The 26,669-nt window shown below is 71.5% G+C and carries 28 protein-coding genes and 1 pseudogene; 20 read left to right on the top strand and 9 right to left on the bottom strand.

Translation table 11 applies throughout. The features are described 5' to 3' along the window. Window positions 1-155: 155 nt before the first annotated feature. The 7 genes from R2S09_RS19095 (at window position 156) to R2S09_RS19065 (ending at window position 4,760) form a co-directional block, all read left to right on the top strand. A complete protein-coding gene (locus R2S09_RS19095; protein WP_316742277.1) occupies window positions 156-614 on the top strand; it encodes an ATP-binding protein in 459 nt (152 codons plus the stop codon). 76 nt (window positions 615-690) lie between these two features. Then, window positions 691-1,836 carry an SEC-C domain-containing protein gene (locus R2S09_RS19090; RefSeq protein ID WP_316742275.1) on the top strand — a complete coding sequence of 382 codons (1,146 nt, stop codon included), beginning with the start codon at window positions 691-693 and terminating at the stop codon, window positions 1,834-1,836. Window positions 1,837-1,923: 87 nt separating this feature from the next. Further along, on the top strand, window positions 1,924-2,211 hold the full coding sequence (locus tag R2S09_RS19085) for a type II toxin-antitoxin system Phd/YefM family antitoxin (protein ID WP_316742273.1): 288 nt from the start codon (window positions 1,924-1,926) through the stop codon (window positions 2,209-2,211). A 5-nt stretch (window positions 2,212-2,216) separates the two neighbouring features. Then, entirely contained in the window at window positions 2,217-2,603 is a 387-nt protein-coding gene (locus R2S09_RS19080; protein ID WP_316742372.1) for a PIN domain-containing protein, read from the top strand. 182 nt (window positions 2,604-2,785) lie between these two features. Then, window positions 2,786-3,505, top strand: a complete 720-nt coding sequence (gene fabG / locus R2S09_RS19075) for a 3-oxoacyl-[acyl-carrier-protein] reductase (RefSeq protein ID WP_030182681.1) — start codon at window positions 2,786-2,788, stop codon at window positions 3,503-3,505. Between the two features lie 5 nt (window positions 3,506-3,510). Beyond that, a complete protein-coding gene (gene fabI / locus R2S09_RS19070; RefSeq protein WP_316742270.1) occupies window positions 3,511-4,278 on the top strand; it encodes an enoyl-ACP reductase FabI in 768 nt (255 codons plus the stop codon). Between the two features lie 158 nt (window positions 4,279-4,436). Then, window positions 4,437-4,760: a hypothetical protein gene (locus R2S09_RS19065; protein ID WP_316742268.1), complete on the top strand. Its 324-nt coding sequence runs from the start codon at window positions 4,437-4,439 to the stop codon at window positions 4,758-4,760. On the opposite strand, the gene R2S09_RS19060 is transcribed toward R2S09_RS19065, so the two are convergent. Next, a complete protein-coding gene (locus R2S09_RS19060) occupies window positions 4,738-5,436 on the bottom strand; it encodes a FadR/GntR family transcriptional regulator (RefSeq protein WP_306183898.1) in 699 nt (232 codons plus the stop codon). The two genes, R2S09_RS19065 and R2S09_RS19060, sit on opposite strands and share 23 nt — an antisense overlap. A gap of 82 nt (window positions 5,437-5,518) precedes the next feature. Between R2S09_RS19060 and R2S09_RS19055 the strand changes: the two genes are divergently transcribed. The 4 genes from R2S09_RS19055 (at window position 5,519) to R2S09_RS19040 (ending at window position 8,048) form a co-directional block, all read left to right on the top strand. Next, a complete protein-coding gene (locus R2S09_RS19055) occupies window positions 5,519-6,868 on the top strand; it encodes a CynX/NimT family MFS transporter (RefSeq protein ID WP_399144157.1) in 1,350 nt (449 codons plus the stop codon). Window positions 6,869-6,916: 48 nt separating this feature from the next. Continuing rightward, window positions 6,917-7,036: an SGM_5486 family transporter-associated protein gene (locus tag R2S09_RS19050; protein WP_316742264.1), complete on the top strand. Its 120-nt coding sequence runs from the start codon at window positions 6,917-6,919 to the stop codon at window positions 7,034-7,036. 181 nt (window positions 7,037-7,217) lie between these two features. Beyond that, window positions 7,218-7,424, top strand: coding sequence for a hypothetical protein (locus tag R2S09_RS19045; protein WP_306183902.1), 207 nt, complete (start codon window positions 7,218-7,220; stop codon window positions 7,422-7,424). Window positions 7,425-7,529: 105 nt separating this feature from the next. Next, a complete protein-coding gene (locus tag R2S09_RS19040) occupies window positions 7,530-8,048 on the top strand; it encodes a histidine phosphatase family protein (RefSeq protein WP_306183904.1) in 519 nt (172 codons plus the stop codon). A 142-nt stretch (window positions 8,049-8,190) separates the two neighbouring features. Here the strand turns inward: R2S09_RS19040 and serB are convergent, their stop codons facing one another. Further along, the gene (gene serB, locus R2S09_RS19035; protein WP_306183905.1) at window positions 8,191-9,399 is read right to left on the bottom strand and encodes a phosphoserine phosphatase SerB; all 1,209 of its coding nucleotides are present in this window, start codon (window positions 9,397-9,399) and stop codon (window positions 8,191-8,193) included. Window positions 9,400-9,482: 83 nt separating this feature from the next. Further along, on the bottom strand, window positions 9,483-11,897 hold the full coding sequence (locus tag R2S09_RS19030; RefSeq protein ID WP_316742262.1) for a streptophobe family protein: 2,415 nt from the start codon (window positions 11,895-11,897) through the stop codon (window positions 9,483-9,485). 241 nt (window positions 11,898-12,138) lie between these two features. Here R2S09_RS19030 and R2S09_RS19025 point away from each other — a divergent pair, with 241 nt between their 5' ends. After that, a complete protein-coding gene (locus tag R2S09_RS19025; RefSeq protein WP_316742260.1) occupies window positions 12,139-14,679 on the top strand; it encodes an FHA domain-containing protein in 2,541 nt (846 codons plus the stop codon). A 129-nt stretch (window positions 14,680-14,808) separates the two neighbouring features. On the opposite strand, the gene R2S09_RS19020 is transcribed toward R2S09_RS19025, so the two are convergent. Both R2S09_RS19020 and R2S09_RS19015 read right to left on the bottom strand, forming a co-directional pair. Then, window positions 14,809-15,642 (bottom strand): transglycosylase SLT domain-containing protein, encoded by an 834-nt coding sequence (locus R2S09_RS19020; protein ID WP_316742258.1) that lies wholly within the window; start codon window positions 15,640-15,642, stop codon window positions 14,809-14,811. Window positions 15,643-15,938: 296 nt separating this feature from the next. Further along, window positions 15,939-16,086 (bottom strand): annotated as a pseudogene (locus R2S09_RS19015) (S-adenosylmethionine:tRNA ribosyltransferase-isomerase); the annotation flags it as partial. A 121-nt stretch (window positions 16,087-16,207) separates the two neighbouring features. Here R2S09_RS19015 and R2S09_RS19010 point away from each other — a divergent pair. From R2S09_RS19010 to R2S09_RS18995, 4 genes are all read left to right on the top strand, one after another. Beyond that, window positions 16,208-17,428, top strand: coding sequence for an RNA-guided endonuclease TnpB family protein (locus tag R2S09_RS19010; RefSeq protein WP_316742257.1), 1,221 nt, complete (start codon window positions 16,208-16,210; stop codon window positions 17,426-17,428). A gap of 269 nt (window positions 17,429-17,697) precedes the next feature. Continuing rightward, window positions 17,698-18,843, top strand: coding sequence for a GAF domain-containing sensor histidine kinase (locus R2S09_RS19005; protein ID WP_316742255.1), 1,146 nt, complete (start codon window positions 17,698-17,700; stop codon window positions 18,841-18,843). Then, complete coding sequence (locus R2S09_RS19000) at window positions 18,836-19,477, top strand: response regulator transcription factor (protein ID WP_316742253.1); 642 nt, start codon at window positions 18,836-18,838, stop codon at window positions 19,475-19,477. The genes R2S09_RS19005 and R2S09_RS19000 overlap by 8 nt, the downstream gene beginning before the upstream one ends. A gap of 193 nt (window positions 19,478-19,670) precedes the next feature. After that, a complete protein-coding gene (locus R2S09_RS18995) occupies window positions 19,671-19,916 on the top strand; it encodes a chaplin (protein ID WP_306183916.1) in 246 nt (81 codons plus the stop codon). Window positions 19,917-20,075: 159 nt separating this feature from the next. Here the strand turns inward: R2S09_RS18995 and R2S09_RS18990 are convergent, their stop codons facing one another. Further along, window positions 20,076-20,864 carry a hypothetical protein gene (locus R2S09_RS18990; RefSeq protein WP_316742252.1) on the bottom strand — a complete coding sequence of 263 codons (789 nt, stop codon included), beginning with the start codon at window positions 20,862-20,864 and terminating at the stop codon, window positions 20,076-20,078. Window positions 20,865-21,016: 152 nt separating this feature from the next. Between R2S09_RS18990 and R2S09_RS18985 the strand changes: the two genes are divergently transcribed. The 3 genes from R2S09_RS18985 (at window position 21,017) to R2S09_RS18975 (ending at window position 23,465) form a co-directional block, all read left to right on the top strand. Next, on the top strand, window positions 21,017-21,814 hold the full coding sequence (locus R2S09_RS18985) for an ABC transporter ATP-binding protein (RefSeq protein WP_306183920.1): 798 nt from the start codon (window positions 21,017-21,019) through the stop codon (window positions 21,812-21,814). A 71-nt stretch (window positions 21,815-21,885) separates the two neighbouring features. Continuing rightward, the gene (locus R2S09_RS18980) at window positions 21,886-22,317 is read left to right on the top strand and encodes an NfeD family protein (protein ID WP_306183922.1); all 432 of its coding nucleotides are present in this window, start codon (window positions 21,886-21,888) and stop codon (window positions 22,315-22,317) included. Window positions 22,318-22,505: 188 nt separating this feature from the next. Continuing rightward, the gene (locus R2S09_RS18975) at window positions 22,506-23,465 is read left to right on the top strand and encodes an SPFH domain-containing protein (protein ID WP_306183923.1); all 960 of its coding nucleotides are present in this window, start codon (window positions 22,506-22,508) and stop codon (window positions 23,463-23,465) included. Between the two features lie 68 nt (window positions 23,466-23,533). On the opposite strand, the gene R2S09_RS18970 is transcribed toward R2S09_RS18975, so the two are convergent. The 3 genes from R2S09_RS18970 to R2S09_RS18960 form a co-directional block, all read right to left on the bottom strand. Continuing rightward, entirely contained in the window at window positions 23,534-24,040 is a 507-nt protein-coding gene (locus R2S09_RS18970; protein ID WP_306183925.1) for an HNH endonuclease, read from the bottom strand. A gap of 188 nt (window positions 24,041-24,228) precedes the next feature. Continuing rightward, complete coding sequence (locus R2S09_RS18965) at window positions 24,229-24,768, bottom strand: YbhB/YbcL family Raf kinase inhibitor-like protein (RefSeq protein WP_306183927.1); 540 nt, start codon at window positions 24,766-24,768, stop codon at window positions 24,229-24,231. Window positions 24,769-24,843: 75 nt separating this feature from the next. Next, the gene (locus tag R2S09_RS18960; protein ID WP_316742249.1) at window positions 24,844-25,626 is read right to left on the bottom strand and encodes a sporulation protein; all 783 of its coding nucleotides are present in this window, start codon (window positions 25,624-25,626) and stop codon (window positions 24,844-24,846) included. A 140-nt stretch (window positions 25,627-25,766) separates the two neighbouring features. On the opposite strand from R2S09_RS18960, the gene R2S09_RS18955 reads away from it, so the two are divergent. Beyond that, a complete protein-coding gene (locus R2S09_RS18955; RefSeq protein WP_306183930.1) occupies window positions 25,767-26,417 on the top strand; it encodes a DNA-3-methyladenine glycosylase in 651 nt (216 codons plus the stop codon). The last annotated feature ends 252 nt before the right edge of the window (window positions 26,418-26,669 follow it).

Below are 26,669 nucleotides of genomic sequence, written 5' to 3'. Positions count from 1 at the left end.
TGTGCTCACGTTCTCGCCGGTCCCCGCTCAACCCGTCCAACCCACCCAGGGTCACGCTGAGTTACCGACCCGGTCCAGAGTGTGCACTGGTACAGCCGTGTCTGTATGGGTTTCGGGCCTGTTGGCGGGGTGGGAGGCGCCGGAACGCTGGGTGCATGCCAGCACCACACACCCAAGAGGCCCTTACCGTGCGTGTGTTCGTCCAGCGGTTCTCCGCCACCCGGCGCGGGGCGCGGCTCGCGCGTCGGCTGGCCGTGCACCGGCTCGACGTGTGGGACGTGCCGTACGGCAGCCCGGCCTCCGAAGCCGTCGCTCTCGTCGTCGCCGAGCTCGCGGCCAACGCCGTCCTGCACGGCCGTGTCCCCGGGCGGGACTTCGAGCTGAGGCTGCGCTGCGACCGCGCCGCGGGTGCCGTACGCGTCGAGGTGTCGGACACCCATCCAGGGCGCCCGGAGCCCGCGGACCCCGACCAGGAGGCCGAGCAGGCCGGGGAGGCCGAAGGCGGCAGGGGCCTGCTCCTCGTCGAAGCCGTCGCGGTGCGCTGGGGCGTCCAGGAGCGTACCGGGCCGGGCAAGACCGTATGGGCGGAGTGTGTGCTGCCCACGTCGTCATGAGTCGTGAGGTCACCCGGTCGGTGGTCTCCTGGGGTTCCACCACCGGCTCGATCCCACGCCCATTACGGTGAGCGCCATGGCCAGCAAGAGCCGTACCACCGGCAAGAGGAAGAAGACCCGCGGGAACAGGCGGAGCCCGGCTCCCCGAACGGCAGCCTCCGCGTCCGTCACCCCCACCCAGGCCGCCGAGGAGTACGAACGGCTGGTGGAGCAGTACCCGGAGGACCGGGAGGAGCTGCTTCTGGAGGCCGCCTCGGCGTGGAGCGACGCGGAGGAGCACGGCCGCGCGCTGGCGTTGTACGAGCGGCTGCTGGATCCGGACGGCCCTGACATCGACCAGCCGGATCTGGTGGACGCGCTCCGGATCAACGCGTTGTGGGACGCCGGGCGCCGGGACGAGGCACGCACGGCGGCCGCCGCGTTCCGCAGGCGCCATCCCCGGCACGCGGGCGCGTGGATGTTCGTCGCCGAGGTCTTCGAGTCCGCGGACGAGACGGCGACGGCGGCCGAGTGGTACACGGCGGGCATCACGCACGCCCTGGGCGCCGGTACGCCGGTGACGGCCGACACGGTGGAGGAAGCCCCCGACGGCTTCGACCTGGAGACGCTTCTCATCGGCCGCCACCGGGTGCGGCGCCTGCTCGGTGCGGCGCACGACGACTGGGACGACGTGGCGGACGAGCTGCACCAGCGGCGCGCATCGCCCCTGCGCGGCCGGATGCGCCCACTGGACGAACTGCACGATCCGGTCCGTCTCAAGCGGTTGGCCCAGGGGGGTGCCGATGCTCTGAAGGCGGAGTTCGAGGAGTTGGCGGAGACGCTGGCCGAGGACCAGGCGGCGCCCACCGGTCCGCTGAAAACCTGCGTCCTGTTCTGGCCCCGCGAGGAGTTCGACCGTCTGCTGCAGCGCTGGCCGTCCGTCACGGACGCATACGGCGACGACCACGCCGACCACCTGCGGCAGGTCGAGCACACGCTACGGGAACTGTCGGATGAAGGGGGCACGCGCCTGGCGGTCGGCCGGGCGACGGTGGGCGGTCTGGAGGCGCACGTGCGCGAGGCCGGCGGGTCCCCCGACGCGCCGTCGGCCCGGTCCGGCTACTCGGCCGAACTGGCCCGCAGGGGAGAGGCGACCGACTGGCCGCCGCCGCGAAACGGCCCCTGCTGGTGCGGCTCGGACCGCAAGTACAAGAAGTGTTGCGGGAACCCTGCACTCGGTTGAGCGGTGCGACGAGCCAACGCCCAGGCGCGCCGTAGGTGCAATTACGGGAGTGTAGGTGCAATGCCTGCGACGGTAAGGGAGTCCGACATGAGCACCATTTCCGTTCGCGAGTTCTCCTACAATCCGAGCGCGGTCTTCGCCCGCGTGGAGAAGGGGGAGACCGTCGAGGTCACCCGTCACGGCAACGTCATCGCGATACTGGTCCCGAGTGGCGGTCCGATGGAGCGGTACGGGCATCTGGTGGCCGAAGGCAAGATCAAGCTCAAGGCGGCGACCGTGGCCGACCTGGCGGACTTCCCCCGGTACGACATCCCCGATGACGCGCCGGACCCGCTGGAGTCCCTGCTCGCCGAGCGCGAGGAGTACTACCGGTGATCTACATGGACTCCTCCGCGTTGATCATGTTGCTGACCGGGCGGGCGAACGTCTCCGCGCTTGACGCCTTCCTCGCGGACTTCCCACAGGCGCCGCTGGCGACGTGCACCGTCGGTTTCGTGGAAACCGTGCGCCACCTGGACCGGGCGGGCAGTTTCCCGCGAGCCCTGACGGATCTCGATGAGCGGGGGACGGAGATCCTCCTGGGGCGGGAGGTCCGTGACCTGGCCACCCGTGTCGGCCCTGGCCTGCGCGCGCTGGATGCCCTTCATGTGGCGAGCGCGCTCTCCCTGGAGCGAGAACTGGTGGCGCTCGTGACGTACGACCGCCGGATGCTCGACGCGGCGCGCAAGGAGGGCCTGCCCGCCCACGCCCCCGGTCTGGAGGAGTGACCCGAGGCCGTCCTCGTGGCCTGCCGACTGTAGAGACCCGACAGGAGGCGGGCTGTGCCACTGTGGGTGCCCGCTTCCCCGCCGGCCTGGGTGGACCGATAGGTTTTCGGGTGAAGCCGCCTGCTCATCGAGGTGTCCGGGCGCGCTGTGAACGCTTCAGACCGCTACGAAAGGGTGATCCGTTGAGCCGCTCGGTTCTCGTCACCGGAGGCAACCGGGGCATCGGCCTCGCCATCGCCCGCGCGTTCGCCGACGCCGGCGACAAGGTCGCGATCACGTACCGGTCGGGTGAGCCGCCGGCCGACCTGACGGATCTGGGCTGCCTCGCCGTCAGGTGCGACATCACCGACCCCGAGCAGGTGGAGCAGGCCTACAAGGAGATCGAGGCCCAGCACGGCACGGTCGAGATCCTCGTCGCCAACGCCGGCGTCACCAAGGACCAGCTCCTGATGCGCATGTCCGAGGAGGACTTCGCCTCCGTCATCGACACCAACCTCACCGGCACCTTCCGTGTCGTCAAGCGTGCCAACCGCGGCATGCTGCGCGCCAAGAAGGGCCGTGTCGTCCTGATCTCCTCGGTCGTCGGCCTGCTCGGCTCGGCGGGACAGGCGAACTACGCCGCCTCCAAGGCCGGCCTGGTCGGCTTCGCGCGCTCCCTCGCCCGTGAGCTGGGCTCGCGCAACATCACCTTCAATGTCGTCGCCCCCGGCTTCGTCGACACCGACATGACCCGGGCGCTGAGCGACGAGCAGCGCGAGGCGATCATGGCGCAGGTGCCGCTGGGCCGGTACGCGCAGCCGGAGGAGATCGCCGCCGCGGTGCGGTTCCTCGCCTCGGACGACGCCTCGTACATCACTGGAGCCGTCATCCCCGTTGACGGCGGACTGGGAATGGGTCACTGATCACCATGAGCGGAATTCTCGAGGGCAAGCGCGTCCTGATCACCGGTGTGCTGACGGAGGCCTCCATCGCCTTCCACGCCGCGAAGCTGGCCCAGGAGCAGGGCGCCGGGGTCATCCTCACCGCGTTCCCGCGGCCCACGCTGACCGAGCGCATCGCCAAGAAGCTCCCCAAGCCCACCAAGGTCGTCGAGCTGGACGTCACCAACGACGAGCACCTGGCGCGCCTGGCCGACGTCGTCGGCGAGGAGCTGGGCGGCCTCGACGGCGTCGTGCACTCGATCGGCTTCGCGCCGCAGGACGCGCTCGGCGGCAACTTCCTCAACACGCCGTTCGAGTCGGTCGCCACCGCGATGCACGTCTCGGCGTTCTCCCTGAAGTCGCTGACCATGGCCTGCCTGCCGCTGATGCAGAACGGCGGCTCGGTCGTCGGCCTCACCTTCGACGCGCAGTTCGCCTGGCCGCAGTACGACTGGATGGGCCCGGCCAAGGCCGCCCTGGAGGCGACCAACCGCTACATGGCGCGCGACCTGGGCAAGCAGAACATCCGCTGCAACCTCGTCTCGGCGGGCCCGCTCGGCTCCATGGCCGCCAAGTCCATCCCGGGCTTCAGCGAGCTGGCCTCCGTCTGGGACACCCGCTCCCCGCTGGAGTGGGACCTGAAGGACCCCGAGCCGGCCGGGCGCGGCATCGTCGCCCTGCTGAGCGACTGGTTCCCGAAGACCACCGGCGAGATCATCCACGTGGACGGCGGTCTGCACGCCATCGGCGCCTGACACGCGCACTGTCCAAGGGCCCGCTTCCCCCAGGGGAGCGGGCCCTTCGCGTCACCCGGTCGGCTCATCCGGCCGGGCGGGGCGGACCGGTCGTCCCGCACCCTGGGACTGCGCTCACCTCGCGTTTTCCCTCCCCAGCACGGCCGAGGAGGCCCCCTGTGCGTCCGTTCCGCAGCGTGGCCTCGGCGACCTGGGCCGCGGGGCTGGGACTCGTCCTGCTCCTGCCGTACGACGCGTCGGCGGCCGAGCCGTTCGGTGCGACCTGCCGCAGCACCGTCTCCGGGTCCGAGGTGACCGCCTACTGCCACAACCCGTACCCCGAGACCGACCGCGTCGCCCTGCACATCGAATGCGCCCGGTGGTGGGACCTGGACGGTGACGGCGCCCCGGTGGACGTGGGACCCTCGCAGACCGTCCGGATGACCGGCCGCTGCTGGAAGGAGATCCGCTCGGTGTGGATCAGTCACCCGCGGGCGGACTGAACCCGAGCCGGGCCGCACGGCACAGGAACGGGTAGCTCGCGGCCTCGGCGGCGGCCGCCTCCGCGTCGCCCGTGCGGATGGCGTCGACCAGCCGCGTGTGGTCCATGTAGGTGTCCGGGGTCAGCCCCGCGCCGACGTCCGCGCGCAGCCAGTCCCGCAGCACCTCGCCCAGATCCGCGTACATCGCGGTCATCACGTCGTTGTGGGATGCGGCCACCACGGCCAGGTGGAAGGTCGCGTCCGCGGTCACGAACGCCTCCGCGTCCCCGGAGGCCCAGGCCTCCTCCCGCCGCACGAGCAGTGCGTCCAGCTGCTTGAGGTCCTTCTCGCCGCGCCGCTCTGCGGCCAGCTTCGCCGCGGCCGACTCCAGCGTGGAGCGCAGCTCGGCGATGTGCCGAGGGTCGGCGCCGGCGAACCGGCGGTGCATCACGCCGGCCAGCTCGCTGGTCGCCACGACGTACGTGCCGGAGCCCTGGCGGATGTCCAGCAGCCCGTTGTGCGCCAGCGCGCGGACCGCCTCGCGCACGGTGTTGCGGGCGACACCGAGCTGGTCGACCAGCTCCGGCTCCGTCGGGATGCGGGAGCCGACCGGCCACTCGCCCGAGGTGATCTGGTGCCGCAGCGCTGCGATGACCTGCTCGGACAGCGCCGACCGGCGTGGATGGCTCAGGGGCATGGCACACCTTCGCACGCGGGGCCCGGAAGCCGACTCCCGGGCCATGGACGGTCAATCATCCCATCATTCTATGATGGACCTCATGGCACGCGAGGAAACCACCCGGACGACGACGCCCACGACCGAGCCGCAGACCACGGCCGCGACCGCCGCTTCCCGGGTACCCGGGACACCACCGGAGCCCGGGAAGTCGTCCACGCGCGCGTGGACCACGCGCCTGGTCATGGTCGGCATCGTGCTGGCCGCCGTGAACCTGCGTCCCGCCATCACCAGCCTCGGCGCCCTCCTGGAGGAGGTCCGCGACGGACTCGGGATGAGCGGCAGCATGGCCGGGCTCCTCACCTCCGTGCCGCCGCTCTGCTTCGCCGTCTTCGGCGTCATGGCCCCCCGGCTGGCCCGCCGCTTCGGCCCCGCCGCGGTGGTGTGCGCCGGCATGGCCGCCATCACCGCCGGGCTGCTCATACGCCCCTACGCCGGGAACACTGCGGGCTTCCTCGTCGCCAGCGCGCTCGCGCTCATGGGCATCGCCGTCAGCAACGTCCTGATGCCGGTCCTCGTCAAGCGCTGGTTCCCCGACCGCGTCGGATCCATGACCGGCCTGTACTCCATGGCCCTCGCCCTGGGCACCTCGACCGCCGCCGCGGCGACCGTCCCGCTGACCGGCGCCCTCGGCGGCGGCTGGCAGCCCGGCCTCGCCGTGTGGGCGGCGCTCGCGGCCGTGGCCGTACTGCCGTGGCTGCCGCTGGTACGCGACCGGGGCAGCGCGCCGGCCGGCCGGGCACCGGCCGAGCAGCGGTCCGTACGGCACGAGCCCGCGCGCACGGATCAGACCCCGCAGGCCCCCGCGCCGCGGATCACCCGCAGTGGCACCGCCTGGGCGCTGGCCGCCTTCTTCGGCCTCCAGGCCACCGCCGCCTACATCACCATGGGCTGGATGGCCCAGATCTTCCGGGACGCGGGCGTGTCCGCCGGCAGGGCCGGACTGCTGCTCGCGGTCACCATGGTGATGGGCGTGCCGCTGGCGTTCGTCATCCCCCGCCTGGCCACCCGGCTGCCCCACCAGGGGCCCATCGTGGTCGTGCTCGGCCTCTGCGGCCTGGCCGGATACGCCGGCCTCTACCTCGCGCCGGCCGCCGGCGCCTGGGCCTGGGCGCTGCTGCTCGGCGTGTCCAACTGCGCCTTCCCGCTGGCGCTCACCATGGTCGGCATGCGCGCCCGGACCGGACCGGGCGTCGTCCAGCTGTCGGCGTTCGCCCAGAGCACCGGCTACCTGATCTCCATCCCGGGACCGCTGCTGGTCGGCGTGCTGTACCAGAGCAGCGGCGGCTGGGGGGTGCCCATCGCGCTGATGACCGGCCTGATGATCCCGCAGATGGTGGTGGGCTGGCTGGCGGGACGCGACCGCACCGTGGAGGACGAGGCGACGCGCTGAACCGGCCCCGGCGCACCCGCGCCGGGGCCCGGGTGCGAGACTGGGGCCATGCAGCCTGTGCTCGACCCGAACCCCCAGAACAGCCAGAAGAAAATGCTGCTCGTCTTCGGCGCGTTCTTCGCCATCTTCGTGATCATCGCCGTCATCGCGACGATCGCGTCCCCCTGACCCCCGCGAGAATCGCGTGCCCCTGACCCCGGGGTGGGGCCAACCCCCGATCCCCTAGGGGGCGAGGGTCAGGGTCAAGTGGGTGGATCACCGGATGGGCCGGGGCCCGCCGGTTCCGTAACTTCGAGGTGTGACCGCGAGCGGCGGTCCCAGGAGCACTCGAAGACCCACGGAGGCGATCATGGCGGCCCGAACGCACTCCCGGCCCCGCCCGGCGACCACGGGTGGCGTCGACATGCGGTTGCCGTGGTGGGCCCTGGCCCTGCCCGCCCTCGCCTTCGTCACTCTGCTCGCCCTGATACTCAACCCGTCGGGCGGCCACGCGAGCGCGGGCGACCCCGCCATCACGCAGCTGCTGCAGCACGCCCAGGAGCTGCTCTCCCACTGAGGTGGTCCGGCCGGCCCCGGCGCCCCCGGCGCGAGCCCCGCCACCCGCGAAGGCGCATGTCAACTCCCTGCGCCCCATGGCCTGTTTCGTGCGAAGCTGGGAGCCATGAGCGTCGCAGAACCCCGCAGGATTGTCCTCTTCCGGCATGCGAAAGCCGACTGGCCCCAGGTGTCCGACCACGAACGACCGCTGGCTGAGCGGGGCCGCAAGGACGCCGCTGTGGCCGGCCGCAAGCTGGCCGACTCCGGTGTTCCCTTCGACCTTGCCCTGTGCTCGACCGCGACCCGGACCCGTGAGACCTGGAAGCTCGCTGTCCACGAGCTGCCGCACCGGCCGAAAACCGTCTACGAGGAGCGGATCTACGAGGCCTCGCCCGGCGAGCTGATCACCGTGCTCAACGAAACGCCGGACGACATCCACAACGTCGTCCTGATCGGCCACAACCCGGGTGTGCAGGGACTCACCGAGGTGGTGTGCGGCGCGTCCGAGGCCGAAGCCCGCGAGCGCATGAGCCGCCGCGGCTTCCCGGCCGCCGCCTTCGCCGTCGTCACCTTCGAGGGCTCCTGGAAGAGCCTGGAGCCCGGGGTGGCCACGCTGGTCGACTACTGGGCGCCGTCGGAGTAGCCCGACCGTCCGGCCACCACCCGCGGACGGGGCCCGGCGCCTGCGCGGCCGCCGGGCCCCGGGGCCACCGATCCGGCCCCAGGGACCGTCACCGCGGGCGTCCGGGCCGCGAGCCTCCCGCCCTGTCCGGCCCCGCCCGGCCTCAGTCCTCCTCGTGCGCGTCCGCCGCCTCGACCTCTTCGCGGGTGACACCCAGCAGATACAGCACGGTGTCCAGGAACGGCACGTTCACCGCGGTGTGCGCCGCCTCCCGCACCACCGGCTTGGCGTTGAAGGCCACGCCGAGACCGGCTGCGTTCAGCATGTCCAGGTCGTTCGCGCCGTCACCGATCGCCACCGTCTGCGACAGCGGGACGCCCGCCTCGGCCGCGAACCGGCGCAGCAGCCGCGCCTTGCCCGCCCGGTCCACGATCTCCCCGGTGACCCGGCCCGTCAGCTTCCCGTCGACTATCTCCAACGTGTTGGCCTGCGCGAAGTCCAGCCCCAGCCGGTCCTTGAGATCGTCCGTGACCTGGGTGAAGCCGCCGGAGACGACACCGACCTGGTAACCGAGCCGCTTCAGCGTACGGATCAGCGTGCGCGCGCCCGGCGTCAGCCGCACCTCACTGCGCACCTTGTCCACCACCGAGGCGTCCAGCCCCGCCAGCAGCGCCACCCGTGCGTGCAGCGACTGCTCGAAGTCCAGCTCGCCGCGCATCGCGGCCGCCGTCACCTCGGCGACCTTGTCCTCGCAGCCCGCGTGCGCCGCGAACAGCTCGATCACCTCGTCCTGGATGAGGGTCGAGTCCACGTCCATGACGACCAGACGCTGCGCCCGCCGGTGCAGGCCCGCCGAGACGACCGCGACATCGACACCGAGTGCCGCCGCGTCCGTGACAAGGGCGGTGCGCAGCGGCTCCGTCTCCACGCCGGACACCGCGAACTCCACCGCCGTGACCGGGTACTTGGCCAGCCGGAAGATGCGGTCGATGTTGCCGCCGGTCTTGGTGATCCGCGCGGCGATCTGCGCGGTCGCCTCCGCAGTGAGGGGATGGCCGAGCACGGTGACCAGGGAGCGTCCGAGGCCGCGCGGCCGGTTGTCGCCACGGCCGGAGATGATCTCCGCCTGCATCTTCATCGACTCGGCCCAGCTGTGCACGGTGGCCCGCAGGTCGCCCTCCAGCCCGGCGGGCGGCTGGGTGACGAGCGCGCACAGCACCATCCGGCCACGGGTGACGACCTGCTCGATGTCGACCACGTCGACGGAGTAGGCGGCGAGGGTGTCGAAGAGGCCGGCCGTGATGCCCGGCCTGTCCTTCCCGAAGATCTTGACGAGAAGGGTGAGGTCATCAGAACTCTGCGAAGCGCTCATGGTGATTCCACCGTATCCGGCACCCAGTGCCTGCCGCCCCTCAGGTCCGCCTGGCGGACAGGGGACACGACCGCCCGGCGGGGTCACTTCCGGGGCGGTGTCCTCGGCGTCCTCGGTGGCCTCGGCGGAGGGGGCGGAGGGGGCGCGTCCGGCGGACCGTCATCGGGCGGGGGCGCCACCGGCGGCGGAGGCGGAGGGGGAGGCGGCCACGTCCCGGACCTCGGCCGGGAGCGCCGTCCGTGCGGACGCGGCGGCGGTGCGACGGGGCCCACCATCGTGGGCGCCTGGGCCACATCCTCCGGCGCGGGCGCGGGCGTCGCCCGCCCCGTCACGGAACCGTCCTTCCGACCGCGCCCCTCCTCCGACGACCGGGAGCTCTCCGGTGGCCGGGCGTTCCGCGTCGGACGGGCGGCCTCCGGCGTTCGGACGTCCTGCGTGGGCCGGGTGTCGTCGGGTGTTCGGGCTTCCTCGGGCGGCCGGGCGGCCTCCGGTGGCCGGGTGGGCGCTGCCGGCCGGGCGGCCTCCGACGGCCGGACGCCCTTGGGCGACCTGTCCTTGTCCACCGGGCGGGCGTCCTCCGGCCGCGGGTTGACCGACGGCCGGGCGACCTGCGCCGGCCGGGCGTTCTGCGTCGGCCGGGCGTCCTCCGGCGGGCCGGCACCGAACTCCGGTGGACCGGCACCGACCTCTGGCGGCCGGGGTCCGGTCTCCTCCGGGCGGCCGCCCTTCTCCCTTCCCCGCAGCTCACCGGGCAGCCGGAGGTACGGGTTGGTGGCCGGGTTCGGCGGCCGGAACGGCGTACCGGGGGAGTAGGGGCCGGCCTGCCCCGCAGGGCGCCACGGCTCATCGGCGGCCCCGGAGGACGGGGCATCGGACCGTACGCCGGACCGGCTCCCGGGCCGTACGGACCTCCCGACGTCGTCCCCGGCACTGCCCACCGGACGAGGGCCGCGACCCGGAGTTGGCTCCGCACCACCTGGACGAGCCCCCATGCCGCCGGCACCCCCGGCACCCCCGCCCCCCTCCATGACACCCAGTGCCAGTGCCAGTGGCGCCGCGCGCCGCCCCGCCACCCCGGCCGCGGTCGCCAGCAGCGCCCCGGCGGCCCCCGCCCCGGCGCCCCACACCGCGCCCAGCAGCAGGGCCGTGCCCAGATGCCCGTGCAGCTCGATCCCCGCGCCGAACGCGTCGACGCCGAGCACGGACAGGGAGGCGTTCACGGACACGTCCGTCAGCCAGGCGAGCAACGGCAGCGCCGCAGCCGTGACAAGCCCCAGCCGCAGCGCACACCGCCCCACGAACCCCAGGGCCCGCGATCCCCGCACCGCCGCCCCGGCAGCACGACCGGCGTGTGCCACCGGCGTGCGCACCGCGGTCAGCACCCCTGCCAGCAGCATCATCAGTGCCGCCGCCACTCCCAGCAGCCACACGCGCCCGTCCAGGTCGGCCAGCCGTGCCAGCGTGACCGGCCGGTCGGAGTCCGCGTCCAGCAGCCGGTCCAGCGGATCCGGCAGCAGTGTCGCGAGCACGCCCGTGGCCCTGCCGTCCCACGGGACGAAGAGTCCGACCGGAACACCGAGCCAGACCCCGCCCGGCGCACCGAGCAGCGCGGCCCCCGCGATGCGCCGGGGGTGGGGGTCGCCCACCGCCGCGTATCCGGCGGCGGCCAGACCCGCCACCACTGCCGTCAGCAGCACGGTGACGAGTGCGGACACGGCCGGCCGCACCACCCGGTGCACGGCGGTCCAGCCGCGCGGCAGGGGAGTGCGGCGCGAGGCGAGCAGCGCGATCAGCAGGATCCCGGCCGACCAGCCGAGCCCGCCGAGCAGCGTGGGCGCCGCGTCGACACGGAAGCCGACGGCCGCCTTGGCGTCGATGAGCTTGCCGATGTTGTCGGGCAGGAGCCCGCCGATGTCGCCCAGGTCGCCGAGCCCCGGAATGCTCAGACCGCCCGATCCTCCGCCCCCCGATCCGCCGCCGTTCCCGCCGCCCGGCAGCCGGTCCAGGCCCAGCGAGGCACCGTCGATGGTGACCACGTCGTGCCCGGCCCAGGCCAGCCCGCCCAGCATCGCCACGAACAGCACCACCACCGCCCCCGCGCGGGCGAGCAGTTCGGCCGGGGCGATGACAACCCCGGCCGCGCGCAAGGACCGTAGGAAGAACCACGACAGCAGCAGCGCCCCGACCAGGCTCACGCCCAGTGGCGTGATCTGGATGGCGGTGTGCGCCGTCGCCCCCTTCAGACCGAACACGGACACGTCCCCGGACGGCGTGACCGCACCACCGGCCCCAAGTGCCACCACCGCGGCGGTCATCGGGCCGAGCGAACCGGCCGAGTCCGCCCCGAGCAGGTGCAGCCCGAGCGCGGCGGTGGCCGCCATGCCCGTCAACGCCCAGCTCACACAGGCGATCGCGGACAGCAGCACACCGAGCCACGGCAGAGGCGCGGCCGGCCCGGCGGTCCCGGCTTTCGTGGCAGCCTTCGTGGCAGCACTCATGGCAGACCCCCCGATCCGCGGCACGGCGTGGCAGCCGCACATGTCCCCCTCGCGAGGAATACCACTCTCCGGCCGGGTTTCAACCCCGTCAACGCCGTCGGCCGAAGCGTGCGTTACCCACTCATGACAAGGCCCGGGTTTCGGTCACGGGCCGGAGCCTGAAATAGTTCCCCACGATGTTCGACATCCCTAGACTCCCTGTGATGGGGGTAACTCGGGGGACAACTCAGTGGGGCATGGAGTGCCGGAACTCGTACTGGAAACCAATGGACGGACCTGGACGCTCGACCCGTCCAGGCCTTACACCCTGGGACGCGATCCGCAGGGAGACATCGCCTTCGACGATGCCAGGGTCTCCTGGCGGCACGCGACGGTCAGTTTCAACGGCCGCAGTTGGGTCATCGAGGACCACGGCAGCACCAACGGCACATTCGTGCAGGGCCAGCGGATCCACCAGATGGAGATCGGTCCCGGCTCGGCCGTCCACCTCGGCAACGCCACCGACGGGCCGCGGCTGAACCTCTCGGCCGCCGCTTCCGCCGTCGCCACGCCGCAGGCCCAGCCCCAGCAGCAGCCGTACGCCGCACAGGGCGCGAACCCCGGCTGGGGCCAGCCGGGCCAGCAGCCGCCCGCCGCTCAGCAGGCCGCGCAGCAGCAGGCCCCGCAGGCCGGCTGGCAGCAGCCGCAGCAGGCGCCGTCGATCCCGCAGCAGCAGGGCCCCGGTGGTGGCGCGGGGGCGCCGCCGGTCTACGGCGACCGCAGCCCCACCACGTTCCACCAGTTCTCCCTGGGCCGGGTGATGCGCATCGGCCGTGCGCTGGAGAACGACCTGGTCGTCTCCGACCTTCAGGTCTCCCGCCACCACGCGGAGTTCCACGCCACGCCCGACGGCCGCTTCGAGATCCGCGACCTGGGCTCGCACAACGGCACGTACGTCAACGGCCAGCCGATCGCCAAGGGCGGCTCGGCGCTGCTCGGGCCGAACGACATCGTCGGCGTCGGCCACTCCACGTTCCGCCTGGTCGGCGACCGGCTCGAGGAGTTCGTCGACACCGGTGAGGTGTCCTTCTCGGCCCGCCACCTGACCGTCACGGTCGACGGCGGCAAGCAGATCCTCAAGGACGTGTCCTTCGGCGTCCCGGAGAAGTCGCTGATCGCGGTCATCGGCCCGTCCGGCTCCGGCAAGTCCACCCTGCTCAAGGCGCTCACCGGTTACCGCCCCGCCGACCAGGGCGAAGTCCTCTACGACAACCGGAACCTGTACAAGCAGTTCGCCGAACTGCGCCAGCGCATCGGTTTGGTCCCGCAGGACGACATCCTGCACAAGGAACTGACGGTCAAGAAGGCCCTGAAGTACGCGGCCAAGCTGCGCTTCCCGGCCGACACCACGGCCGCCGAGCGCGATGCCCGCATCGACGAGGTGCTGCGCGAGCTGAAGCTCGACATCCACAAGGACAAGAAGGTCACCTCCCTCTCCGGTGGCCAGCGCAAGCGCGTCTCGGTGGCCCTGGAGCTGCTCACCAAGCCGTCCCTGATCTTCCTGGACGAGCCGACCTCCGGCCTCGACCCGGGCATGGACCGCGACGTCATGCAGCTGCTGCGCGGCCTGGCCGACGACGGCCGTACGGTCCTCGTGGTCACCCACTCCGTGGCCGAGCTGGCGCTGTGCGACAAGCTCCTCGTGATGGCACCGGGCGGCTCCGTCGCCTACTTCGGCCCGCCCGAGGAGGCGCTGAACTTCTTCGGCTACGACAGCTGGGCCGACGTCTTCTCCGCCTTCGAGAACTACCGCGACTACGACTGGGCGGGCCGCTGGAAGGGCTCGCAGCACTACCAGATGTACGCCGCGGACATCGACGCCGTCGCCCCGCAGTCCGTACCCATGCCTCCGCCGCAGGCCATGAAGCCGCCCAAGCCGCAGGGCTGGGGTTCGCAGCTGCTGACCCTGATCCGCCGGTACGTCGCGGTGATCGCCTCCGACAAGGGCTTCCTGGCGCTGACGGTGATCCTGCCGGCGGTGCTCGGCGCGGTCAGCCTGCTGATCGACCACAACCACGGGCTGCTGGTCAACAAGGCGGTCAACCCGAAGACGGGCCTGCACATCCCGAACGGCACGGCGACCACGGTCCTGCTGATCCTCGCGGTCGGCGCGTGCTTCGCGGGCGCGGCGAACTCGGTCCGAGAGCTGATCAAGGAACGGGTCATCTACGAGCGGGAGCGCGCCACCGGACTGTCCCGCTCGGCGTATCTGATGTCCAAGGTCGTCGTGCTGGGCGCGGTCACCGTGCTGCAGGGCCTGATGGTCGGCCTGATCGGCTTCTCCAGCCGTGAGATCCCCGACCAGGGGCTCGTGCTGGGCGGCTCGACGCTGTTCGAGCTGTGCCTGCCGATCATGGCGCTCGGCTTCACCTCGATGATGTTCGGCCTGGTCATCTCCTCGCTGGTGAAGACCGCCGAGAAGACGATGCCGCTGCTGGTGATGTTCGCGATCATCCAGGTGGTGTTCACCGGCTGCCTGTTCACGCTGCACGGCACGGTCGGCGTCAACGAGTTCTCGTACCTGATGCCCTCGCGCTGGGCGGTGGCCGCGGCGGGCGCCACGCTCGACTTCAACAACATCGCCCCGAACACCGACGACCCGACCAGCACCGACCCGCTGTGGAACCACGAGGCCTCGGCCTGGGGCATCGACATGGTGGCGCTGATCGTCCTCGGCGTCGTCTGCGGCTTCCTGGTGGCGCGCTTCCTGCGCCGTCACGAGCCGGAGGTCATGCGCAAGTAGGACCGTCCGCGGCGACGAAGGACCGTCCGCGGCGGCGAACCGCCGTCCAGGACACGGCGAAGGGCGGCACCCCGCACCGGGGTGCCGCCCTTCCGCGTTGTCGTCAGAGGCCCGCGCCGACCTCCGAGGTCAGTACGCGCTGTTGACGTTGTCCATCGAACCGTATCGGTGCGCCGCGTAGTTGCAGGCGGCGGTGATGTTCGCGACCGGGTCGTAGATGTTCCACGACGTGCCCGGGACGTGGTACGCGCGGAAGGTCGGGTCGATGACCTGGAGCAGGCCCTTGGACGGGATGCCGTTGCGGGCGTTGATGTCCCAGAGGTTGATGGCCTTCGGGTTGCCCGAGGACTCCCGCATGATGTTGCGGTGCAGGCCGCTGTAGGAGCCGGGGATGTTGTGCTGCTTCATGATCGCCAGCGACTGACGGATCCAGCCGTTGAGGTTGTTGCCGTAGGTGGTGGCGGCGGCGACCGTCCGCATCTGCGGGCGCTGCGCGGACCGGCTCGCGGCCTTGGCCTTGCGGGCGGCCTTGGCCTTGCGGGCGGCCTCGGCCTTGCGCTTGGCGGCGGCCTCGGCCTTCCGCTTCGCGGCCTGCTGCTTGGCGGCGGCCTGCTTCTTGGCCTCGATGGCCTGGATCTTCACGCTCTCGCCCGCGAGCTGGTCGGTGACGGCGGCCTTGACGTCCTCGACGGGCTGCGAGCCCACCTGGACCGGAGCGGCGACGGCGTCGGCGGAGACGGACGTGGCGCCCTCGCCGCCTGCGACGGCCACGGGAACGGCGATGGCGGCGGCGGCGAGGGTGGCGGTACCGGCGACGGCGGCCTTCTGGACCCTGCTCAGCGTACGACCGCGGCGGACGAGCTCGTCGGTCTTGGTCCGGGTCAGCGTACGACCCTGATGGAGGAACTCGGTGGCCTTGGTCAGGGCGCGACTATGGCGGAGAGAACGGAAGTTTGCGGGCATGGCGAATGGACCTCTTCGAGTAGCGCGGAGGTCGCTCTCCGGACTGCGGGAGGGGGTCCTTCCCGCGCAAACGCCGCGAGCGGAACTCGCGGCGCTGAGCGACGAGAGCCATTCTTAGCGATCGCAAAATCTCGGGGCAAAGATGTGACGTACGAAGCCGGGTAGTGGATCAGGAACAGACAAAACGGGACAGACAAGGGCGTCTGCCCCGTTCGTCGGGGGTCGTTCTGTCTCCTATGCGTGGTCGTATGTGATGTGGGTCCTATGCGCGTCCTCACATCGCGGGGGCGGCTTCCTCACCGGGAGTTGCCGTCGCAACCCTCTGGGTGAGCGTGCTGGGCCGGGAGGACGAGATGCACGTCGGCGAACTCGTGCCACAGGTAGCGCCGCGCAGGCCTCCTCGTAACTCCGGTCGATCGCCGCCCACCCGGCCACCGCCTCCATTCACGCCGGTGGTGAAGCGAGTCCGGCGGTTGCGACGCGGAGCGTCGCCGGACCGTTCCAGCGGAGCTGGATTGAGCTGATCCGCCCCGGACTGTCAGCGGCCGGTGCCAGCGTCCGGATCATGCTGCTTCGGTGTGCCTTCCGTCTCGACCCGGCGCCCGGTCAGCGCATGGCGCTGGCCCGGGCCTTCGGGTGCGCGCGGGTGGTGGACAACGCCGCGATCGCGGCGCGTGAGCGGGCCCGGGCGGCCGGTGAGCCGTTTCCCACCGCGGCTGTCCTGTCCAGGACGCTGCTCACCGAGGCGAAGAAGACCCTCGAGCGGCACTGGCTGGGCGAGGTCTCCGCAGTGGTACTGCAACAGGCGCTGCGGGACGCGGAGAGCGCGTACCGGAACTACTTCGCCTCCCTCGAGGGCGAGCGCAGGGGTCCGAAACTGGGCGCGCCGCGGTTCAAGTCGCGCAAGGACCACCGTCAATCGGTCCGGTTCACCGCGAACGCCCGCTGGAAGCTCACCGAGACCGGCCGCCTGAGCCTGCCGAAGATCGGCGAGATACGTGTCAGGTGGTCACAGCCCCTGCCGTGTGTGCCCTCCAGCGTCACCGTGATCAAGGATGCGGCGGGCCGGTACTTCGCCTCTTTCGTCGTCGAAACCGAGCCGGCCACCGACGCGGAACGGTTGCCCGCGAGCGACCGGGCTGTGGGCATCGACCTCGGCCTGACCCACTTCGCGGTGCTGTCCGACGGCACGAAGATCGACTCCCCGCAGTTCCTGCGCCGCGCGGAGAAGAAACTCAAGAAGGCCCAGCGGGAGCTGTCCCGCAAGCAGAAGGGATCGAAGAACCGGGAGAAGGCCCGCCTGAAGGTGGCCCGCGCGCACGCGCGGGTGGCCGACGCGCGTCGCGAGTTCCATCACCAGCTCTCCACGCAGCTGATCCGTGAAAACCAAACGGTCGGGGTGGAGGACCTGGCGGTGGGCGGCCTGGCGCGCACCGGGCCGGCCGAGAGCATCCACGATGCGGGCTGGTCCCAGTTCGTGGGCATGCTCGCCTACAAGGCCGACCGGTACGGCCGCACCCTGGTCAAGGCCGGCCGGTTCGAGCCCACCAGCCAGGTGTGCTCGGCCTGCGGCCACCCAGGCGGTCGTAAACCCCTCAACGTGCGGGAACGGACCTGCCCGGCCTGCGGCACGGTCCACGACCGGGACCACAACGCCGCGAAGAACATCAAGGCCGCCGGACTGGCGGTGACAGCCTGTGGAGCGAAGGTAAGACCGGGACCTGTTCCGGCACAGCGCGAGGAAGCAGGAAGCCACGGAATCCGGACCGGAGCCCGTGCCGCGTAGGGCACAGCACCGGGCCGGAAGGCCAGAATCCTCAGGCTTCAGCCCGAGGAGCAAGTCAATGGCATGACACGTCCCCGCCGGGCCGCCCGCCCCGCCTCGGACGCGGGTCCCGGACAGCCGGGGCCCTTCGCCCTACACCGCACGACCCGGGCCCGCGACCTGGTCCCACCGGACCCGCGACCTGGTCCACCGGTCCTACGCCCACCGGCGCAGACCGCGCCTCCACAGGTCCGATCCGCACTGTCACACCCCGCCGGTACCGTGAGGGCATGAGTCAAGGTCCCCGGTCGGGGCTGTCCGCGGTGAGCTCCGCGCTGCTGGCCATGAGCAGGCACCTGGAGGTGCGCGACGTCCTGAAGACGATCGTCGCCTCGGCCCGCGAGCTGCTCGACGCCCAGTACGCGGCCCTCGGCGTCCCGGACGACCACGGCGGCTTCGCCCAGTTCGTGGTGGACGGAGTCAGCGACGAGCAGTGGCGCGCCATCGGCCCGCTCCCGCGCCAGCACGGCATCCTCGCGGCCATGCTCCACGAGGCCAGGTCGCAGCGCCTGGCCGACGTGCGCAAGGACCCCCGCTTCGAGGGCTGGCCGGCCGCCCACCCCGAGCTGTCCGACTTCCTGGGCCTGCCCATCCGCGACGGCGACGAGGTCCTCGGGGCCCTGTTCCTCGCCAACAAGCGCTGCCCCAGACCGGAGGGCGGCTGCGGCTTCACCGAGGAGGACGAGGACCTGCTCTCGATCCTCGCCCAGCACGCCGCGATCGCCCTCACCAACGCCCGCCTCTACGAGCGCAGCCGCGAGCTGACCATCGCCGAGGAACGCTCCCGGCTCGCCCACGAGCTGCACGACGCCGTCAGCCAGAAGCTGTTCTCGCTGCGCCTGACCGCCCAGGCCGCTGCCGCCCTCGTCGACCGGGACCCGGCGCGCGCCAAGGGCGAACTCCAGCAGGTCGCCGTGCTCGCCGCCGAGGCCTCCGACGAACTGCGCGCCGCAGTCGTGGAGTTGCGCCCCGCGGCCCTCGACGAGGACGGCCTGGTCGCCACCCTGCGCACCCAGGTCCAGGTCCTCGACCGCGCCCACGGCGCGCACGTCACCTTCACCGCCCGCTGCTTCCGCGCCCTGCCGGCCGCCCAGGAGGAGGCCATGCTCCGCGTCGCCCAGGAGGCCCTGCACAACGCGCTGCGGCACTCCGGCGCCGAACATGTCGACGTCACCCTGGAGCGCCGGGGCCGCGGAGCCGTCCTGCGCGTCACCGACGACGGCAGGGGCTTCGACCCCAGGGCGGTCCGGCGCGCGGGCCGCCACCTGGGCCTGGTCTCCATGCGGGACCGGTCGAGCGGGGCCGGTGCCACGCTGACGGTGGAATCGGCGCCCGGCAAGGGCACCACGATCGAGATGGAGGCCCCCGGTGGCTGACGCAATCAAGGTGCTGGTCGTCGACGACCACCAGGTGGTCCGCCGGGGCCTGCGCACCTTCCTCGAGGTACAGGAGGACATCGAGGTCGTCGGAGAGGCCGCGGACGGCGCGGAGGGCGTCGCCCGCGCCGAGGAACTACGGCCCGACGTCGTCCTCATGGACGTCAAGATGCCCGTCATGGACGGCGTCGAGGCCCTGCGCCGGCTCCGGGAGCTCGGCAACCCGGCGCGCGTGCTGATCGTCACCAGCTTCACCGAGCAGCGCACGGTCGTCCCCGCGCTGCGCGCGGGCGCCGCCGGGTACGTCTACAAGGACGTGGACCCCGACGCGCTCGCCGGCGCCATCCGCTCCGTGCACGCGGGACACATCCTCCTCCAACCGGAGGTCGTGGGCGCCCTGTTGTCCGAGGAGGAGAACAACCCCGGGCAGGGCAGGGGGAGTTCGCTCACCGAGCGGGAGCGGGAGGTCCTCGGCCTGATAGCGGACGGCCGCTCCAACCGCGAGATAGCCCGCGCCCTGGTCCTGTCCGAGAAGACGGTGAAGACCCACGTGTCGAACATCCTGATGAAGCTCGACCTGGCCGACCGCACCCAGGCCGCGCTGTGGGCCGTACGCCATGGCGTGACCGGCTGACCTGTCGCCTGCCACCCGCCTCCCGCGGAACCGTAGGTCTGCTCCTGCCCACGGCAATTCGGAGGGTTCCGCTCCGGCTGAGATTCATACCGTCGTGGGAATGTCCCCCGGATGGCGCAACCTCCGCCTGCCCCGGCCGTTCTCCAGTGCGTGCCGCGGCGACTGCCGTGGCGACCACCAGAAGGGCTGAGAAGTGAAGAACCTGAAGAAGGCAGCGGCCGTGGCGACGGTGGCCGGCGGGATCGTGGCCGCCGGTGCCGGAATGGCCTCCGCCCACGACGGCGCCTCGGCCGCCGGCGTCGCCAAGGGCTCCCCGGGCGTCGTCTCGGGCAACGTCGTCCAGGCCCCGATCCACGTCCCGGTCAACGCCGTCGGCAACAGCGTCAATGTCATCGGCGTCCTCAATCCGGCCTTCGGCAACCTCGGCCTCAACCACTGACCGGCCCGCCCACCGCTGCCCACGGCCTCCCGGCTCCGCGGGGAGGCCGTCAGGCGGTCAGGCCGCAGAGCTTCGTTCCGCCGGTCGGCAGAACCAGCCCGTCTGGGTGCGCAGCCCCCCGGGGCGCTCGCACCACGCACGGCGCGAATCAACCCTCGGTCACCGCACCCTCTTCTCCCGCTCCTCCACAACGGAGTTGTACGCAGCCACCTGCGCCCGCCGAGCCGTCCGCTCCACCGGCCGCAAGGCGGCACCCCGCGCGGCCATCTCGGACGCGCTCACCGCACCGCCGTGCCCGTTGTCGTACGCCAGCGAGATCAGCAGCCTCACCCGCTGCGCCAGCTCCAGCACCCGCACCGCCCGCGGCGGATACCCCGGCGCCAAGACCTCCTGCCCCCGCTCCGCCCGCGCCCGGTACGCGTCGATCGCCGCCTCGGCGACCGGCCCCGACGCGGCGACGTCCAGCCGCGACAGCACCTCCGTCGCCTCCCGCAGCGCCTCCGCCAGTTCCCGTTCCGCCTCGCCCAGCGACGGCACATCGGCCGGCGGCGCCTCCCGCACCGGCAGCACGTGCCACACCACCTCGACGTGCACATCACCCTCGGGCCCCGCCTCGTGCACCTCGGGCACCAGCCCGAACGCGGCGCCGTGACAGACCACCGCCTCCTCGGCATCCATCGCCCGCGCGTTGAACTCCGGCGGCCCGCTCAGCCCCAGCGGATGCCCCGGCGCGGGCAGCGCCACCCGCAGCGCGCCCACCCCGAGCGCCCGCAGCCGCCCCAGCGCGAGCGTCAGCCCCACGGGCCCGGACTCGCCGGGCAGCCCCTCCACCCGATGGACGGCGTCCTCACCCACGATGGCGAGCACGGCGTCGTCCGGCGAGACAAGTCCGGCAAGAAGGGCATTTCCCCAAGCGGCAAGGCGTCCAGAGCGCGGTTCCGAAAGCATGCCTCCACCCTAAGGACCGGACCGATGGAACGGCCCGCCCATCTCGTGGCGTAGATTCGTTGGGGGCTGCGCCCACCGGCGCGGCGGACCGAGCCACAGGCGTACGCGACAGCCGAGACCGGCGGCACACTGCAAGGGGAGACAACGCGCTCATGAGCGATGTTCTGGAGCTTCAGGACGTATCCGTGGTCCGCGAGGGCCGGGCTCTGGTGGACCAGGTCTCCTGGTCGGTCAAGGAAGGCGAGCGCTGGGTCATCCTCGGCCCCAACGGCGCCGGCAAGACCACCCTCCTCAACGTCGCCTCCAGCTACCTCTACCCCAGCAAGGGCACCGCCACCATCCTCGGCGAGACCCTCGGCAGGCCCGGCACCGACGTCTTCGAGCTGCGCCCCCGCATCGGCGTGGCCGGCATCGCCCTGGCCGAGAAGCTCCCCAAGCGCCAGACCGTCCTGCAGACCGTGCTCACCGCCGCCTACGGCATGACCGCCGGCTGGCACGAGGACTACGAGGACGTCGACGAGCAGCGCGCCCGCGCCTTCCTCGACCGCCTCGGCATGACCGACTACCTCGACCGCCGCTTCGGCACCCTCTCCGAGGGCGAGCGCAAGCGCACCCTGATCGCCCGCGCCCTGATGACCGACCCCGAGCTGCTGCTCCTGGACGAGCCCGCCGCCGGGCTCGACCTCGGCGGCCGCGAGGACCTGGTCCGCCGCCTCGGCCGGCTCGCCCGCGACCCCATCGCCCCCTCGATGATCATGGTCACCCACCATGTCGAGGAGATCGCCCCCGGCTTCACCCACGTCCTGATGATCCGCCAGGGCAAGGTCCTCGCCGCCGGACCCCTGGAGCTCGAACTCACCTCCCGCAACCTCTCCCACTGCTTCGGCCTCCCGCTCGTCGTCGAGCAGGTCGGCGACCGCTGGACCGCACAGGGCCTCCCGCTGTCCTGAGACACCCGTCGGCCCGGGCCACCCCCTTCGCGCCCTGTCCGCCGTAGGACCCGCGGCCCTACCATGACCATGTGAACGACATCGACGCATGGGTGTGGTGGCTCGTCGGCGCAGCGGCGCTCGGAATCCCGCTCGTGGTGACCGCGATGCCGGAGTTCGGCATGCTCGCGGTCGGCGCCGTCGCCGCCGCGGTCGTCGCCGGGTTCGGCTTCGACGTCGTCGTCCAGGTGATCGCCTTTCTCGCCGTCTCGGTCGCCCTCATCGCCGTCGTCCGGCCCATCGCGGCCCGGCACAGCAGACAGCGCCCCCAACTCGCCACGGGCATCGATGCGTTGAAGGGCAAGCAGGCCGTCGTGCTCGAACGTGTCGACGGCTCCGGCGGCCGTATCAAGCTCGCCGGAGAGATCTGGTCGGCGCGCGCGCTCGACACCGACCGTGCCTACGACGTGGGCGCGGAAGTCGACGTCGTCGACATCGAGGGGGCCACCGCCATCGTCATCTGACCTGCACCGGACGAGCTGGACCGAACGACCGGCACGGGGACACCGGACCGGGGTCACCGGGACCGGCCGACCTGGACCGAACGCCCCACGCGGCATGCGACGGTCTGTCAGACTCGACCAGCAAGATCTTCAACAGCTCACAGGATCTTCCGAGAGCGCCGAGGCGGAGAAGGGTACGGGAAGCAACGATGGCACCGGTCATCATCGTCCTGATCGTTCTGGTGGTGTTGGTCTTCATCGCCCTGATCAAGACGATCCAAGTCATCCCGCAGGCCAGCGCCGCCATCGTGGAGCGCTTCGGCCGTTACACGCGGACGCTCAACGCGGGCCTCAACATCGTCGTCCCGTTCATCGACACCATCCGCAACCGCATCGACCTGCGCGAGCAGGTCGTCCCGTTCCCGCCGCAGCCGGTGATCACCCAGGACAACCTGGTCGTCAACATCGACACCGTCATCTACTACCAGGTGACCGACGCCCGGGCCGCCACCTACGAGGTCGCCAGCTACATCCAGGCCATCGAGCAGCTCACCGTCACCACCCTGCGCAACATCATCGGCGGCATGGACCTGGAGCGCACCCTCACCTCCCGCGAGGAGATCAACGCGGCCCTGCGCGGCGTCCTCGACGAGGCCACCGGCAAGTGGGGCATCCGCGTCAACCGCGTCGAACTCAAGGCGATCGAGCCGCCCACCTCCATCCAGGACTCGATGGAGAAGCAGATGCGCGCCGACCGTGACAAGCGCGCCGCCATCCTCCAGGCCGAAGGTGTCCGGCAGTCCGAGATCCTGCGCGCCGAGGGCGAGAAGCAGTCCCAGATCCTGCGCGCCGAGGGTGAGGCCAAGGCCGCCGCCCTGCGCGCCGAGGGCGAGGCCCAGGCCGTCCGTACGGTCTTCGAGGCGATCCACGCCGGCGACCCGGACCAGAAGCTCCTGTCCTACCAGTACCTCCAGATGCTCCCGAAGATCGCCGAGGGCGACGCCAACAAGCTCTGGATCGTCCCCAGCGAGATCGGAGACGCCCTCAAGGGCCTGTCCGGCGCCATGGGCAACCTGGGAGCCATGGGCGGCGGTTCGGGCTCCGGAGGAGGCTCCTCCAACAGCGGCGGCACGAGCACGGAACGCCGGGAGAAGCCGCAGATCGACTGAGCGACCGAGCCGTGGCACGGCAGCGGGGCCCGCCTTCGTCACGAAGTCGGGCCCCGCTGCCGTACCGACTACGCCGCCGGCTGCGCGAGCCACTCCGGCAGCGCCGCGAGATCGTCCGCCCCGAGTGCCAGCAGCATCGCGTCCGCCGGGGTCGGCTCGAACGGCTCCCGCAGCAACGGCATCCCCGCCTGCTCCGGAGTCCGGTCCGCCTTGCGGTGGTTGTCCTCCGCGCACGAGGCCACCGTGTTCAGCCAGGTGTCCTGCCCGCCCTGCGACCGCGGCACCACGTGGTCCACGGTCGTCGCCCGCCGCCCGCAGTACGCGCACCGGTGCCGGTCCCGCACCAGCACACCCCGCCTGGACCACGGCGCTTGTCTTCGGAACGGCACCCGCACGTATCTGCACAACCGGATCACCCGGGGCGCGGGTATGTCCACCGCCGCTCCCCGCATACGCAGCTCGGGGTGGGCCTGCTCGACCACGGCCTTGTCCTGGAGCACCAGAACGACGGCTCGGTTCAGCGTCACCGTCGACAGCGGCTCGAAGCTCGCGTTCAGCACCAGCGTGCCCCGCATCCGGCCCACCTCCCGTGTGCACCTGCCCACCCCCCGGCGGGCTCGGATCAACTCTGGACGGGCGCGCCGTGATGGACAACGCAATAAAAATGCCCGCCTCCGATCACTTCCAAGACCGGAGGCGGGCAAACGTTCGGTGAACGCCGTTTTCCGCGGCGGACACGTCAGCGGCACGTCAGGGCGATACGTCAGCCCTCGGCGGGGTTCTCGTACTCACCGATCAGCTGGGCGCGCGCCAGTGTGTGGAACCGCAGGTTGAAGCCCACCACCGCGGGGGAGGCGTCCGCGTCCGGACCGAGCTTCTCCTGGTCGACGGCGTACACCGTGAAGACGTACCGGTGCGGTCCGTCCCCGGGCGGCGGCGCGGCACCCCCGAAGTCCTTCGTCCCGTAGTCGTTGCGCGCGTGCACGGCGCCCGCGGGCAGCCCCTCGAACTTGCCGCTGCCCGCACCGACCGGCAGCTCCGTCACCGAGGCCGGGATGTCGAACAGCACCCAGTGCCAGAACCCACTGCCCGTCGGCGCGTCCGGGTCGTAGCAGGTCACGGCGAAGCTCTTGGTCTTGGCCGGGAACCCCTCCCAGCGCAGCTGCGGCGAGGTGTTCCCGGCCGCGTGGACCTGAGCGTCCTTGAGCGTCGCGCCCTCCTGGACGTCGTCGCTCGTGACCGTGAAGGACGGCACGGGCGGATGGAAGTCGTGGGGGAGCGGCCGCCTCTTGAGCTCGGTCACCTCGGTACCTCCTGATCGGTTACGGGCTGATCCGTTACGGGCGATCCCTGATCGACGGAATCACCGGTCCCGAGCCTAGAACCAGTTGCGCCTGCTCCCGACCTCGGCGATCCACTGGTGCAGATACGCCGCCCAGTCGGTCCCCTGGTAGTCGTGCAGACCCACCTGGAACGAGCGGTAGGTGTCGCTGCCCTCACTGAACAGACCCGGCTTCTTGTCCATCTCCAGCACCACGTCCATCGCGTGTTCGTCCGCGACGAAGCTCAGCTCGACCTGGTTCAGCCCCCGGTACTGCGACGGCGGGTAGAACTCGATCTCCTGGTAGAACGGCAGCCGCTGCCGCGTCCCGCGGATGTGCCCGCGCTCCATGTCGGCGTTCTTGAACCGGAAGCCCAGCTGGATGAAGGCGTCCAGGATCGCCTTCTGCGCCGGCAGCGGGTGCACGTTGATCGGGTCCAGGTCGCCGGAGTCCACGGCACGCGCGATCGCCAGCTCCGTGGTCACGCCGATGTGCATGCCCCGCAGCGCCTGCCCGTCGATCATCGTGACTGGCGTCTCCCAGGGGATCTCCAGGCCGAACGGCACCGCGTGCACCGCGCCCGCCTGCAGCTCGAAGGCACCGCCGAGCCGGACCTTGGTGAACTCGATGTCCTGCTTGTACTCCTGGTCGCCGCTCTCGACCTCGACCTTGGCCTGGAGCCCGACCGACAGCCCCTCGATCTCCTGGTTCACGGACCCGCCCTGGATCCGCACCTCGCCCTGGACGACCCCGCCCGGCACGACGTTGACCTCGTGCAGGACGGTCTCCACCGAGGCCCCGCCGGCCCCGAGGCTCGCGAGCAGCTTCTTGAACGCCATTGACTCTCCCTTTACGTATGGATCCCTGATCCCTACATACGCGATCCGGCCACCACCGGTTCCGCGCCCACAGCCTTGCAACAGACCTCACAGATCGACGACCCCTGGGACACCACCCGGCTGGACTACGCTCGTAAGCCATGATCGCGCCCTCGGACCGTACGCCCCTGCCCAGAGAGTTCTTCGACCGCCCCGTAGTGGAAGTCGCCCCCGACCTCCTGGGGCGCCTCCTGGTGCGTACGACCCCGGACGGCCCCATCGCCCTGCGCCTGACGGAGGTCGAGGCCTACGACGGCCCGAACGACCCCGGCTCCCACGCGTACCGCGGCCGCACCGCCCGCAACGAGGTGATGTTCGGTCCCCCCGGTCATGTGTACGTCTACTTCACCTACGGCATGTGGCACTGCATGAACCTGGTCTGCGGACCGGAGGGCCGGGCGAGCGGGGTGCTGCTGCGCGCCGGCGAGATCGTCGAGGGCGCCGAGCTGGCCCGCACCCGCCGAATCTCGGCCCGCAACGACAAGGAACTGGCCAAAGGCCCGGCCCGTCTGGCCACCGCCCTGGACGTCGACCGGTCCCTCGACGGCACCGACGCCTGTGCCGCCGGCGACACCCCGATACGGATCCTGACCGGCACCCCGATCCCCTCCGACCAGGTACGCAACGGTCCGCGCACCGGCGTCGCCGGCGAGGGCGGCAACGGTGACGTCCACCCGTGGCGCTTCTGGATCGCCGACGATCCGACGGTGAGCCCGTACCGGGCCCACGTGCCGAGGCGCCGCAGAAGTTGACTCGCACCCGGAAGGTGCGTAACGTAGCCCGAGCCGCTGAACCGGGTACGGCGTTCGCCTGCAGCCGGAGCGGCCAACCCACTACTTACCGAGCACCCCTCAGCGGGGTCGTTTCTGGTGTGCTCGCATGCCCGAATTCGAACCGGCTGAACTCGATTATGAATCGGGACGGGAATCGGCTAACGTAGTGAAAGTCGAAAGGCAGACGGCCGAAAGCCAGGAAGCCCGAGACAAAAACTCCCGCCGACTGGG

The organism is Streptomyces sp. MK7, assembly GCF_032658145.1.
Lineage (GTDB): Bacteria > Actinomycetota > Actinomycetes > Streptomycetales > Streptomycetaceae > Streptomyces > Streptomyces spiralis.
The sequence above is the reverse complement of the archived record's forward strand: the minus strand, read 5'-3'. Positions and strand labels throughout refer to the sequence as shown.

Coding starts and splice junctions, on each gene's coding strand:
- R2S09_RS18955 (WP_306183930.1), top strand. CDS start 25,767: ATGATCGCGCCCTCGGACCGTACGCCCCTGCCCAGAGAGTTCTTCGAC.
- R2S09_RS19050 (WP_316742264.1), top strand. CDS start 6,917: ATGCAGCCTGTGCTCGACCCGAACCCCCAGAACAGCCAGAAGAAAATG.
- R2S09_RS18985 (WP_306183920.1), top strand. CDS start 21,017: ATGAGCGATGTTCTGGAGCTTCAGGACGTATCCGTGGTCCGCGAGGGC.
- R2S09_RS19090 (WP_316742275.1), top strand. CDS start 691: ATGGCCAGCAAGAGCCGTACCACCGGCAAGAGGAAGAAGACCCGCGGG.
- R2S09_RS19040 (WP_306183904.1), top strand. CDS start 7,530: ATGAGCGTCGCAGAACCCCGCAGGATTGTCCTCTTCCGGCATGCGAAA.
- R2S09_RS19005 (WP_316742255.1), top strand. CDS start 17,698: ATGAGTCAAGGTCCCCGGTCGGGGCTGTCCGCGGTGAGCTCCGCGCTG.
- R2S09_RS18970 (WP_306183925.1), bottom strand. CDS start 24,040: ATGCGGGGCACGCTGGTGCTGAACGCGAGCTTCGAGCCGCTGTCGACG.
- R2S09_RS19055 (WP_399144157.1), top strand. CDS start 5,519: ATGGCACGCGAGGAAACCACCCGGACGACGACGCCCACGACCGAGCCG.
- fabI (WP_316742270.1), top strand. CDS start 3,511: ATGAGCGGAATTCTCGAGGGCAAGCGCGTCCTGATCACCGGTGTGCTG.
- R2S09_RS18960 (WP_316742249.1), bottom strand. CDS start 25,626: ATGGCGTTCAAGAAGCTGCTCGCGAGCCTCGGGGCCGGCGGGGCCTCG.
- R2S09_RS19085 (WP_316742273.1), top strand. CDS start 1,924: ATGAGCACCATTTCCGTTCGCGAGTTCTCCTACAATCCGAGCGCGGTC.
- R2S09_RS18975 (WP_306183923.1), top strand. CDS start 22,506: ATGGCACCGGTCATCATCGTCCTGATCGTTCTGGTGGTGTTGGTCTTC.
- serB (WP_306183905.1), bottom strand. CDS start 9,399: ATGAGCGCTTCGCAGAGTTCTGATGACCTCACCCTTCTCGTCAAGATC.
- R2S09_RS19080 (WP_316742372.1), top strand. CDS start 2,217: ATGGACTCCTCCGCGTTGATCATGTTGCTGACCGGGCGGGCGAACGTC.
- R2S09_RS19010 (WP_316742257.1), top strand. CDS start 16,208: ATGCTGCTTCGGTGTGCCTTCCGTCTCGACCCGGCGCCCGGTCAGCGC.
- R2S09_RS19095 (WP_316742277.1), top strand. CDS start 156: ATGCCAGCACCACACACCCAAGAGGCCCTTACCGTGCGTGTGTTCGTC.
- R2S09_RS18990 (WP_316742252.1), bottom strand. CDS start 20,864: ATGCTTTCGGAACCGCGCTCTGGACGCCTTGCCGCTTGGGGAAATGCC.
- R2S09_RS19060 (WP_306183898.1), bottom strand. CDS start 5,436: ATGCCCCTGAGCCATCCACGCCGGTCGGCGCTGTCCGAGCAGGTCATC.
- R2S09_RS19030 (WP_316742262.1), bottom strand. CDS start 11,897: ATGAGTGCTGCCACGAAGGCTGCCACGAAAGCCGGGACCGCCGGGCCG.
- R2S09_RS19045 (WP_306183902.1), top strand. CDS start 7,218: ATGGCGGCCCGAACGCACTCCCGGCCCCGCCCGGCGACCACGGGTGGC.
- R2S09_RS19020 (WP_316742258.1), bottom strand. CDS start 15,642: ATGCCCGCAAACTTCCGTTCTCTCCGCCATAGTCGCGCCCTGACCAAG.